General features: G+C 67.6%; 12 protein-coding genes. 1 reads left to right on the forward strand and 11 read right to left on the reverse strand.

The window, feature by feature from the left end; genetic code table 11:
• Positions 1–55 precede the first annotated feature (55 nt).
• The 11 genes from EYR15_RS02200 to coxB form a co-directional block, all read right to left on the reverse strand.
• Positions 56–643: a GNAT family N-acetyltransferase gene (locus tag EYR15_RS02200; protein WP_131001234.1), complete on the reverse strand. Its 588-nt coding sequence runs from the start codon at positions 641–643 to the stop codon at positions 56–58.
• A gap of 3 nt (positions 644–646) precedes the next feature.
• On the reverse strand, positions 647–1,921 hold the full coding sequence (locus tag EYR15_RS02205; RefSeq protein WP_205741562.1) for a M16 family metallopeptidase: 1,275 nt from the start codon (positions 1,919–1,921) through the stop codon (positions 647–649).
• Positions 1,918–3,336, reverse strand: coding sequence for a threonine synthase (gene thrC, locus EYR15_RS02210; RefSeq protein WP_131001235.1), 1,419 nt, complete (start codon positions 3,334–3,336; stop codon positions 1,918–1,920). The genes EYR15_RS02205 and thrC overlap by 4 nt, the downstream gene beginning before the upstream one ends.
• Positions 3,337–3,439: 103 nt before the next feature.
• Entirely contained in the window at positions 3,440–4,177 is a 738-nt protein-coding gene (locus EYR15_RS02215) for an SURF1 family protein (protein ID WP_131001236.1), read from the reverse strand.
• Positions 4,174–4,551, reverse strand: a complete 378-nt coding sequence (locus EYR15_RS02220) for a DUF983 domain-containing protein (RefSeq protein ID WP_131001237.1) — start codon at positions 4,549–4,551, stop codon at positions 4,174–4,176. Before EYR15_RS02220 ends, EYR15_RS02215 begins: the two co-directional genes overlap by 4 nt.
• 96 nt (positions 4,552–4,647) lie before the next feature.
• Entirely contained in the window at positions 4,648–5,481 is an 834-nt protein-coding gene (locus EYR15_RS02225; RefSeq protein ID WP_131001238.1) for a cytochrome c oxidase subunit 3, read from the reverse strand.
• Between the two features lie 58 nt (positions 5,482–5,539).
• Positions 5,540–6,139: a cytochrome c oxidase assembly protein gene (locus tag EYR15_RS02230; RefSeq protein ID WP_131001239.1), complete on the reverse strand. Its 600-nt coding sequence runs from the start codon at positions 6,137–6,139 to the stop codon at positions 5,540–5,542.
• A complete protein-coding gene (locus EYR15_RS02235) occupies positions 6,136–6,300 on the reverse strand; it encodes a hypothetical protein (protein WP_205741563.1) in 165 nt (54 codons plus the stop codon). Before EYR15_RS02235 ends, EYR15_RS02230 begins: the two co-directional genes overlap by 4 nt.
• 5 nt (positions 6,301–6,305) lie before the next feature.
• Positions 6,306–7,268 carry a heme o synthase gene (locus EYR15_RS02240; RefSeq protein ID WP_131001241.1) on the reverse strand — a complete coding sequence of 321 codons (963 nt, stop codon included), beginning with the start codon at positions 7,266–7,268 and terminating at the stop codon, positions 6,306–6,308.
• 97 nt (positions 7,269–7,365) lie between these two features.
• On the reverse strand, positions 7,366–8,973 hold the full coding sequence (gene ctaD / locus EYR15_RS02245) for a cytochrome c oxidase subunit I (RefSeq protein ID WP_131001242.1): 1,608 nt from the start codon (positions 8,971–8,973) through the stop codon (positions 7,366–7,368).
• Positions 8,974–9,020: 47 nt separating this feature from the next.
• The gene (coxB, locus tag EYR15_RS02250) at positions 9,021–9,884 is read right to left on the reverse strand and encodes a cytochrome c oxidase subunit II (RefSeq protein ID WP_131001243.1); all 864 of its coding nucleotides are present in this window, start codon (positions 9,882–9,884) and stop codon (positions 9,021–9,023) included.
• A gap of 373 nt (positions 9,885–10,257) precedes the next feature.
• On the opposite strand from coxB, the gene EYR15_RS02255 reads away from it, so the two are divergent.
• Complete coding sequence (locus EYR15_RS02255; RefSeq protein ID WP_245498102.1) at positions 10,258–10,758, forward strand: invasion associated locus B family protein; 501 nt, start codon at positions 10,258–10,260, stop codon at positions 10,756–10,758.
• Positions 10,759–10,761 lie beyond the last annotated feature (3 nt).

Genomic DNA, 10,761 nt, shown 5'->3' on the forward strand with positions numbered 1-10,761 from the left:
AGGGGGTCCCGGCGTCTTGTTGAGCGAAGCGGCTAAGGCCGCGAAGCGCCAGACACTATCGCAGCGCGTCGCCCCGCAGAAGCGCATACAGCAGGTGATCCTGCCATGCGCCGTCAATGCACAGATATTCGCGGGCGTAGCCTTCCCGCTTGAAGCCGGTCTTCTCAAGCAGGCGGATCGACGCGGCGTTGTGCGGCAGGCAGGCCGCCTCGATCCGCCGCAGCTTCAAATGCCCGAAGGCGAACTGCGCGAGCGTGCGGACGGCGGCCGTCATCAGCCCCTGCCCCGCATAGCGCGCGCCCATCCAGTAGCCGATCGAGCATGTCTGGGAGACGCCCCGACGGATCTGGCTGACGGTGACGCCGCCGACCAGCGTGTGGTCGGCGGCGCGGAAGACGAAGAACGGATAGGCCTGGTCCTGGTCGAGCTCGCGGACATAGCGCTTGAGCCGCTTGCGGAAGGCGAGCCGCGACACGTCATCGGCCGGCCAGCTCGGCTCCCAGGGCTGGAGAAAGCTCCGGCTCTGCTCGCGTAGCGCGCTCCAGGCGGGATAATCCGACATCTGAGGGACGCGCAGCGTGACGCTGTCGCCGTTCAGGACCGGAACGGTCTCCGCAGCGGCGAGGGTGCGGAAGAACGCCATGCGTCAGGCGGCAGACGCGCGGAGGCCGAGGCGCTCGGCGACGCGCTCAGGCGCGATCAGCTTCCGGATCGGCCCGATTGCGGCGAGCGTCGGCGCGGAGGCGAGCATCGCCCGACCGACCTCCCGCGTCGCCTCGACCGTGACGGCGTCGATCTTGGCGACGATCTCGTCGACGTCGAGCGGCCGGCCATGGGCGAGCAGATGACGGGCATGGTGGTCGGCGCGAGCCGAAGGCTGCTCGAAAGACATCAGCAGGCCCGCTTTCATCTGGGCCTGTGCGCGCGCGACCTCGCGCTCGTCCGCCGTCTCGGCGGCCTCCGCCATGACGTCGAGCATCACCGGCAGGATGTCGGCCGCGTCCTTCGGACCCGTGCCGGCATAGGCGCCGAACAGACCCGCGTCCTGATAACCCCAGTGGAAGGCGTGGACGGTGTAGGCGAGGCCGCGGTTCTCGCGGATCTCCTGGAACAGCCGGGAGGACATGCCGCCGCCGACGAGATTGGCGAAGACCTGCGCCGCATAGGCGTCGGGCGCGTCGAAGGAGCGGCCCTCGAAGGCGATGGCGACATGCAACTGCTCGAGATCGCGCTTCTCGCGCCGGTCGCCGCCGGAATAACGTGCGGGCGCGGGCTCCGTCCGCCCGCCGGTGGGCAACGCCGCAAAGCGTCGTGCGGTCTCCGCGACCACGGCGTCATGGTCGACCGCGCCCGCCGCCGTCACGACCGCGTCCGACGTGCGGTAGCCGCGGTCGCGGAAGCCCGCGAGCGCTCGGCCGTCGAGCGCGTCGAGGCTCTTCTCAGTGCCGAGGATCGAGCGGCCGAGCGCCTGGCCCGGAAACGCCGCCTCCTGCAGCCAGTCGAAGACGAGGTCGTCGGGCGTGTCGTCTACCGCGCCGATCTCCTGCGCGATCACGTTCTTCTCGCGCGCGAGCTCCTGGGGGTCGAAAGTCGGCTCGATGACGATATCCGCCAGCATGTCGAGCGCTAGCCCGACGTCGGCTGCAAGCACGCGGGCGGAATAGCTCGTCTGCTCGACGCCGGTCGCGGCGTTCAAATCGCCGCCGACCTGCTCGATCTCCTCGGCGATCTGCAGCGCAGAGCGGCGGGCCGTGCCCTTGAAGGCCATATGCTCGAGGAGATGCGCAAGGCCGTGTTCGTCATCGGCCTCCGCCCGCGCGCCCGCGCCGAAGGTGACGCCCACGGCCGCGGTCCTGAGGCCTTCCATCTGATCGGTGACCACCGAGAGGCCGGACGGCAGGACGGTGACGCGGGCGCTCACGCGGCCTCGCCGCGCACGATCCGGGCGTTCGCCTCGATGAAGGCTTGGACGGCGACGAGGTCGTTCGGGAGACGCACCAGCTTTTCCGGCAGTTCGAGCAATTCGGAAAGATGTGGCGGCAGGTCCGGACGAACGCTGGAGGCGGCCTCGACGGCGTCCGGGAACTTGCCGGGATGGGCCGTCGACAGCACGACGGTCGGCGTCGCCGGATCGAGCTCTACGGAATCGGCGACGGCATAGGCGACCGCTGTGTGCGGATCGATCAGATAACCTGTCTCGCGGCGCACGCGGTCGATCGTATCGGCGACCTCCGCCTCATCGGCGCGGCCCGCCAGGAACTCACGGCGGATCGCGCCGAGCGTCCGGCGGTTGAGTTCGAAGGAGCCGGACTGGGCGAGCGATCCCATCGCGCCGCGCACGATGCCGGAATCGCGCCCGCAGGCGTCGAAGATCAGCCGCTCGAAGTTCGATGAGACCTGGATGTCCATCGAGGGCGAGGTCGTCGGCTGGACGCCGCGGACCTCGTAGCGCCCGGTCTCGAGCGTGCGGGCGAGGATATCGTTGATGTTGGTCGCGATCACCAGCTTGCCGATGGTGAGGCCCATGCGCTTGGCGACATAGCCTGCGAAGACGTCGCCGAAATTGCCGGTGGGCACCACGAAGTCGATCGTGCGGCGCGGCGCGCCGAGGGCCACCGCCGCGACGAAGTAATAGACGACCTGCGCGAGCACCCGCGCCCAGTTAATCGAGTTCACGCCGCCGAGCGCCAGCCGGTCGCGGAAGGCGTGGTCGTTGAACATCGCCTTCACAAGCGCCTGCGCGTCGTCGAACGAGCCGTCGATCGCGATGGCGTGGACGTTGTCTTCGGTCGCCGTCGTCATCTGGCGGCGCTGGACTTCGCTGACCTTGCCCCATGGCATCAGGATGAAGACGTCGGCCCGGTCACGCCCGCGGAAAGCGTCGATCGCAGCGCCGCCGGTGTCGCCCGAGGTCGCGCCGACGATGGTCGTGCGCTGACCGCGCTCGGCGAGGGCGTGGTCCATCATCCGCGCCAGGAGCTGCATCGCCACGTCCTTAAAGGCCAGCGTCGGCCCGTGGGAAAGCTCGAGGATGAAGCGGTTCGGCCCGGTCTGCACCAGCGGCGTGACCGCCGGATGCCGGAAGGTCTCATAGGCCTCGTCGATCATCGCGCGGAGGTCTTCGCGCGAAATCGAGTCGCCCGCATAAGGCGCAATCACCGCCTCCGCGATGTCGGCGTAGGACCGTCCCGCGAAGTCCGACATCTCGGCGAAGGAGAAGGTCGGCCAGACCTCCGGCACGTAAAGTCCGCCGTCCCGCGCAAGTCCCGCCAGCATGGCGTCGGTAAAGCCGAGCTTCGGGGCTTCTCCTCGGGTCGAGACGTAGGCGGCTGACATGATTGCTCGAAGGTTCACAGGCTCTAGGGGAGCGCGCCTCCAAATTAGGCGCGGCGCGGGTTCGTCGCAAGCGAAGGCGACCAAATGGAGGCGGCCGCGACCGCTACGTCCGCCCTGTCAGCGAACGCAGCGCGTAGGCCGCGAAAAACGCGACCAGCGTCGCCGAAAGCCCGAACCATGTGAGGGCGTATTCGAGATGGCGGTTCGGAAAGGCGATGCGTGTCTCGCCGCCTTGCGGCACGGCGTCCGGCAAGCCTGGGTCGGCGTCGATCGTGAAGGGCGCGGCGTCGCTCAGGCCGAGCGCCGCCGCGATGGCCGCCGGGTCGCGCGCGAAGAACAGGGCTTTGTCCGGCGCATCAGCGGGCGTGAAGGCGTTCCGCGCCTCCGGTTCGCGGACGACGCCCGTGATGGTGACTTCGCCGTTGGGCGTCGCCGCCTTCAGGGCGTCGAGATCGGCAAGCTGCTCCGGCGCGAAGCCACGGTTGATGATGACGGTCCCGCCGCCGGACAACGCGAGCGGCGCGAGGATCCAGTAACCCGGGCCGCCGTAACGGCCTTTCTGGTCCGACAGAACGGTATAGACGCGGACGGTCTTGGAAGCGTCGAACGTTCCCGTCGCGCTTGCGCGGCGATAGCTCCACGCCGCGACGTCTAGGCCCGGCCAGTCCGCCGCCGCCGGGATCGGCGTTGCGGGCTCGTTCATGCGCTCGTGGACGAGCGCGACGAGCCCTTCCTTCCAGGCGAGCCGTTCGAGCTGCCAGAAGCCGAGGCCTCCGAGCAGTCCCGCGACGACAAGAACCAGCGGCGCGACCTTGAGCAGGCGGCGGGCGGCCGGGCTCATCCGTCGAGCCGGCCTTCCGCGGCCGCATTGTGGTGCTGCAGCGCGATCAGCACGCCCTTGAAGGCGCGCAGCATGACGAGGCAGACGATCGCGACCAGAGGCAGCGACACCACGAGGTGCATCCAGAACGGCGGCTCGTAGGTGAACTCAAACCACAACGCGAAGCCGAGGGCGACAAAGCCCGCGATCAGCATGACGAAGACTGCCGGGCCGTCGCCCGAATCGGCGAAGCCGAGATCGAGGCCGCAGACCTCGCAGGACGGCCGGACCGCGATGTAGCCGTCGAACATATGGCCCTTCCCGCAGGCGGGGCAGCGGCCGCGAAGGCCTGCCAGCGCGGCTTCGCCGGTTGAGAGCGCCCTTGGGGCCGTCATGTCCGTCTCCCGGCGACCGCGTGGGGCGCCTCGAAAAGGCTGAGGCCGCCGGCTCCTCGCCGGCGGCCTCGCATGTCGTTCAGGCCTTGCGGCCGGTTAGTGACCGGCGCCGCCGCCGTGGCCCCAAACGTAGATCGAGGCGAACAGGAACAGCCAGACCACGTCGACGAAGTGCCAGTACCAGGCCGCCGCCTCGAAGCCGAAATGCGCCTTCGGCGTGAACGCCCCTCCCATTGCGCGGACGAGGCAGACGATCAGGAAGATCGTGCCGACGATCACGTGAAAGCCGTGGAAGCCCGTCGCCATGAAGAAGGTCGCGCCGTAGATGTGGCCCTTGAAGTTGAAGGCCGCTTCCGAATACTCGGCCGCCTGGCACGCCGTGAACAGCAGGCCGAGCAGGATGGTCAGCGCGAGGCCGAGCTTCAAGCCCTTGCGATCGTTGTGCAGCAGCGCATGGTGCGCCCAGGTGATCGTGGTGCCGGAGGTCAACAGGATCAGCGTGTTGAGCAGCGGCAGGTGCCATGGATCGAAGGTCTCGATGCCCTTCGGGGGCCACACGCCGCCGACGAGCTCGGAGCGCGCCAGCTGGTGCGCCTCGTTCGGGAAGAACGCGACGTCGAAATAGGCCCAGAACCAGGCGACGAAGAACATCACCTCGGAGGCGATGAACAGCATCATTCCGTAGCGCAGGTGGATCTGCACGACGCGGGTGTGCAGGCCCTGCACGCCCTCCCTGATGACGTCCCGCCACCAGCTGACCATCGTGAAGAGGACGCCGGCGAAGCCCGCGATCGCGACGTAGGGCTGGCCGCCCTTCATCCACAGCACCGCGCCGACCGCGAGCACGAACGCCGCGACCGACCCGATGAAGGGCCACGGGCTCGGGTCGACCAGATGATAGTCGTGATGCTTGGCGTGAACGTCTGCCATCGTGCTCCCCTCGGATGTCCTTGTCCGCCGCCCTCCCCGGGCGCGGCGGCCGGCGCGATTATGTTCTCGGTTTCTCGGCGGCGGTGGCGGAAGCCGATTTCGGCTCCTTCACCGGATGGAAGGTGTAGCTGAGCGTGAGCTGGCCCATGCGGTCCAGCTCGTGGTTCTCGACCAGCGAAGGGTCGACGAAGAAGCTCACCGGCATGTCGATCTCCTCACCCGGCGCCAGCCGCTGCTCGGTGAAGCAGAAGCACTGGATCTTGGTGAAGTATGCGCCCATCTGGTCCGGCGTCACGTTGTAGCTCGCGGTGCCGACGAGCGGCTTGTCGGAGACGTTCTTCGCCTTGAAGAACACGAGCTTCGATTCGCCGACCTTGACCGTCATGACGTTGGTCTCGGGACCGAAGGTCCAGGCAAGGCCGGGCGCGACGTTGCCGTCGAATCGCACGGAGATCTCCCGGCCGAGCGCCTGCGTCGGCGCGGAGACCGCGACCTGCGTCGTGCCGCCATAGCCGGTCGCCCGGCAGAACATGTCGTAGAGCGGAACGGCGGCGTAGGCCGCGCCGAGCATGAAGGCGGCGATCCCGAGGCACGAGACGGCGACCCACGCGTGCGACCGGCTCTGATCCTTCCCGTCCATGTCGCCGCCGGCGCTCATAGCGGGCGGTTCGCCACGTTGCCGCCCATCTTGAAGACGGTCACGACATAGAACAGCACGACGAGCGCGCCGAGCACCAAACCGAGCGCGACGCTGCGGCTGCGGCGGCGACGCTTCTGCTCATCGGTGAGGACGACGCCCCTCGGCTCCTCGTCGGCCATGGCGTTTACATCCATCCCGCGATGGGAGCGGTGAAAGCCGGCGCGCCGAGCAACTTCTCGACCAGCAGCACGAGGAACAGCGTCGTGAGGTGGATCAGCGAGAAGCCGAACAGGCGCCCTGCCGCCTTGCGGGCCGGGGCGCCCGCGCGATGGCGATACACCGCGACCGCCCGCTCCACAAAGATCGCGCCGAGCACGACGGAAGCGACGAGATAGGCCACGCCGCCGAGGCCGATGAACGCCGGCGCGACGCCGAGCGGGAACAATGCGAGCGCGTAAAGCAGGATCTGGCGGCGGGTCTCGTCAGGACCGGCGACCACCGGCAGCATCGGGACGCCGGCGCGCGCGTAATCGTCGGACTTGATGAGCGCGAGCGCCCAAAAGTGCGGCGGCGTCCACATGAAGATCAGCGCGACCATCACCGCGGCCTCAAGGCCGACGGAGCCTGCGGCCGCAGCCCAGCCGACCATCGGCGGCATGGCGCCTGCGAGGCCGCCGATCACGATGTTCTGCGGCGTCCAGCGCTTCAGCCACATCGTGTAGACGACGACGTAGAAGAAGATTGTGAAGGCGAGCAGCGACGCGGCCAACCAGTTCGCCACCAGGCCGAGCATCAGCACCGAACCGACCGACAGCGTCATGCCGAAGGCGAGCGCCTCGCCCGGCGTCACGCGGCCCGCAGGAACCGGACGGTTCTTGGTGCGCGTCATCACGGCGTCGATGTCGGCGTCCCACCACATGTTGAGCGCGCCGGAGGCGCCGGCGCCGATCGCGATGCACAGCAGCGAGACGGCCGCGAGCACGGGGTGGATCTGGGTCGGCGACGCGACGAGGCCGACCAGCGTCGTGAACACGACGAGCGACATCACGCGCGGCTTCAGCAGCGCGACGTAATCCTCGACGCCCGCGAGGCTCGGCCCGGGAAGGCCGACGCCTGCGTCGATGCGGTTTTCGTCAATCAGCGACATGGCCTGCCCGGACTTCTACGCAATGGCCGGACAACAGCGCCGGCTGGAGAGAGCGTCGGGGCGGATCGCGCTTGTCGCGCCCGCCCCGACGGAGCCGTCACTTGATCTGCGGCAGGGTCTCGAACTGATGGAACGGCGGCGGGGAAGACAGCGTCCACTCCAGCGTCGTCGCGCCCTCGCCCCACGGGTTCGGGCCCGCGATGCGCTTCTTCGAGAAGGCCTCGAACACGCCATAGAGGAAGATGAACACGCCGACGGCCGAGATGTAGGAGCCGAAGGACGAGATCATGTTCCAGCCGTGGAACGCGTCAGGATAGTCCGCGTAGCGGCGCGGCATGCCGGCGAGACCGAGGAAGTGCTGCGGGAAGAAGACGAGGTTCACGCCGACGAAGGTGACCCAGAAGTGCAGCTTGCCGATGGTCTCGTTGTACATGTAGCCGAACATCTTCGGGAACCAGTAATACCAGCCCGAGAAGATGGCGAACACGGCGCCGAGCGACAGCACGTAGTGGAAGTGCGCCACGACGTAATAGGTGTCCTGCAGCGAACGGTCGATGCCGGCGTTCGACAGCACGACGCCGGTGACGCCGCCGAGCGTGAACAGGAAGATGAAGCCGATCGCCCAGATCATCGGGGTGCGGAGCGAGATCGAGCCGCCCCACATCGTCGCAATCCAGGAGAAGATCTTCACGCCCGTCGGGACCGCGATGACCATGGTCGCGAACACGAAGTAGGCCTGCGTGTTCACCGAAATGCCGGTCGTGTACATGTGGTGGGCCCACACCACGAAGCCGACGACGCCGATCGCGACCATCGCGTAGGCCATGCCGAGATAGCCGAAGATCGGCTTCTTCGAGAAGGTCGAGATCACGTGGGAGATCATGCCGAAGCCCGGCAGGATCAGGATGTACACTTCGGGGTGGCCGAAGAACCAGAACAGGTGCTGGAACAGGATCGGGTCGCCGCCGCCCGTCGGGTCGAAGAAGGTCGTCCCGAAGTTGCGGTCCGTCAGCAGCATGGTGATCGCGCCCGCGAGAACCGGGAGCGACAGCAGCAGCAGGAAGGCGGTGATCAGCACCGACCAGGCGAACAGCGGCATCTTGTGCAGCGTCATGCCCGGGGCGCGCATGTTGAAGATCGTGGTGATGAAGTTGATCGCGCCGAGGATCGACGAGGCGCCGGCGAGATGGAGCGCGAGGATCGCGTAGTCCATCGCCGGGCCCGGCTGGCCTTTGGTCGAGTAAGGCGGGTAGATCGTCCAGCCGCCCGTCACGCCGTGGGAGCCTGCGGCGCCCGGCACGAACAGCGAGATGATGAGCAGACCGATCGCCGGCGGCAGCAGCCAGAACGAGATGTTGTTCATGCGCGGGAACGCCATGTCCGGCGCCCCGATCATCAGCGGCACGAACCAGTTGCCGAAGCCGCCGATCATCGCAGGCATGACCATGAAGAAGATCATGATCAGGCCGTGCGCTGTCGTGAACGCGTTGAACACGTTCGCGTTGGCGAAGATCTGCATGCCGGGGTTCTGCAGTTCGAGGCGGATGCCGACCGACAGCGCGCCGCCGAGGATGCCGGCGCAGATCGCGAAGATCAGGTACATCGTGCCGATGTCTTTGTGGTTCGTCGAATAGACGTACCTGCGCCAGCCCGTCGGGTGGGCGTGGTGCGCGTCGGTCTGTCCGTGCGCCGTAGCGGTCGCCATGCCGGTCGTCTCCTCAGTGTTCTTTCAAGCGCCCTGGACGGACCGGCTCAACGCGCCGCGACGTTGGTCGCGTCCGCGCCGGGCGTGGCTTGCGCGAGCACCTTCTTAGCTTCGTCAAGGCTCGTCTTCGCCGCCGCGAGCCACTTGTCGTAGATCTCCTGGGAGACGACCTGGATCGAGATCGGCATGGCGTCATGCGCGAAGCCGCAGAGCTCCGAGCACTGGCCGTAATAGATGCCTTCCTTCTCGGCCTTGAACCACGTCTCGTTCAGGCGGCCGGGAACGGCGTCGACCTTCACTCCGAAGGACGGGATCGTGAAGGAGTGGATCACGTCCTCGCCAGTGACTTCGACGCGCACCACCTTGTTGATCGGCACGACCGCCACGTTGTCGGTCGCGAGCTGGCGCGGCTGGCCGGGCTGAAGCTCGTCGTCGACCAGCATCAGCTGCGTCATCGTAAGTTCGCCCGCGTCGGGATAGACGACGTCCCAATTCCACTGGCGGCCGACGACCTTGATCGTGAGGTCGGCCGGGGGCGGCGAGTACTGGGCGAACAGCAGCCGGAACGACGGAATCGCGATCACCACCAGGATGAGCACGGGAAGGATCGTCCAGGCCACCTCGAGCAGCGTGTGATGCGTGGTCTTGGAGGGGACCGGGTGCGCCTTCTCGTTGAAGCGGACCACGCAGATGACCAACAGCGCCAGCACGAACAGGACGATCACCGCCATGATCGCCAGAATGAACGAGTGGAACTCGTGCGCCTGCCGGAACACCGGGGTCACCGCGTCCTGCAGCCCGAACTGCCAGGGAGAGGGCTGACCCGTTCCCGCCATCGCCGAGCCGGCGCTGAACAGCGCGGCCGCAGTCGCGGCGATACGGAGCGTCGTCTTCACTGCTGGGGCGAACATGCGTGCAGGCCTCTCGTCGCTTCCCGATGGCGCCCGTTTGGGCGCCTTGTTGTCACGCGGCCTGATCGCCGGGGCAAGCCCCTGGACGCCAGCGCCGCTCTTGGCGGTCGGGAAAGACGATCAGAGTCTGATCGGAACCTCGGTTCCGGACCCGTGGAGCCCACCCTTCAGCGGGGTCTTGAAACCATAATGGTTACAAAAGCTCAATGTGGCGATTTGGGGGGGTCGATGCGGCATTTGGGCGCGAAGGCGGCGGCACGGCGCCGCGGCGCCTGAACCGCCTGTGGTCCTTGGGCCCGCAACCGTGCTCTGCTTGACAGGGCGGCGCGCTCTGGTACCCCGCTCATCGCCTTCCATTCGGAGCAAGCCGATCGTGACTTTCCGCAAACGGGCCAGCGTTCTCCTCGCGTCGCTCCTCGCCTGCGCCCCCGTCGGGGCCTTTGCGCAGGGGGCCGTGAAGGCGTCGCACGGCGATTGGCAGATGCGTTGCGACACGCCCCCCGGCGCGCAGGGCGAGCAGTGCGCGCTGGTGCAGAGCGTCACCGCGGAGGACCGCCCGAATGTCGGCCTCACCGTCATCATCCTGAAGACGGCGGACAAGAAAAGCCGCCTGCTCCGCGTTCTGGCGCCGCTTGGCGTGCTGCTGCCGTCCGGCCTCGGGCTGCGAATCGATCAGGCGGAAGTCGGCCGCGCGGGCTTCGTCCGCTGCCTGCCCAATGGCTGCGTCGCCGAGGTCGTGCTGGAGGACACGCTGGTGAACCAGCTCCGCACCGGCAAGCAGGCGACCTTCATCATCTTCCAGACGCCCGAAGAGGGCATCGGCGTTCCGGTCTCGCTGAACGGATTTGGCCCGGGGTTCGACGCGCTGCCGTAACGG

It is taken from the genome of Hansschlegelia quercus, from assembly GCF_004310425.1.
GTDB classification, from domain to species: domain Bacteria; phylum Pseudomonadota; class Alphaproteobacteria; order Rhizobiales; family Methylopilaceae; genus Methylopila; species Methylopila quercus.

Bases quoted from the DNA above. Each gene is read 5' to 3' on its own strand.
- coxB (WP_131001243.1), bottom strand. From the start codon at position 9,884: ATGTTCGCCCCAGCAGTGAAGACGACGCTCCGTATCGCCGCGACTGCG.
- EYR15_RS02200 (WP_131001234.1), bottom strand. From the start codon at position 643: ATGGCGTTCTTCCGCACCCTCGCCGCTGCGGAGACCGTTCCGGTCCTG.
- EYR15_RS02215 (WP_131001236.1), bottom strand. From the start codon at position 4,177: ATGAGCCCGGCCGCCCGCCGCCTGCTCAAGGTCGCGCCGCTGGTTCTT.
- EYR15_RS02235 (WP_205741563.1), bottom strand. From the start codon at position 6,300: ATGGCCGACGAGGAGCCGAGGGGCGTCGTCCTCACCGATGAGCAGAAG.
- thrC (WP_131001235.1), bottom strand. From the start codon at position 3,336: ATGTCAGCCGCCTACGTCTCGACCCGAGGAGAAGCCCCGAAGCTCGGC.
- EYR15_RS02240 (WP_131001241.1), bottom strand. From the start codon at position 7,268: ATGTCGCTGATTGACGAAAACCGCATCGACGCAGGCGTCGGCCTTCCC.
- EYR15_RS02225 (WP_131001238.1), bottom strand. From the start codon at position 5,481: ATGGCAGACGTTCACGCCAAGCATCACGACTATCATCTGGTCGACCCG.
- EYR15_RS02230 (WP_131001239.1), bottom strand. From the start codon at position 6,139: ATGAGCGCCGGCGGCGACATGGACGGGAAGGATCAGAGCCGGTCGCAC.
- ctaD (WP_131001242.1), bottom strand. From the start codon at position 8,973: ATGGCGACCGCTACGGCGCACGGACAGACCGACGCGCACCACGCCCAC.
- EYR15_RS02220 (WP_131001237.1), bottom strand. From the start codon at position 4,551: ATGACGGCCCCAAGGGCGCTCTCAACCGGCGAAGCCGCGCTGGCAGGC.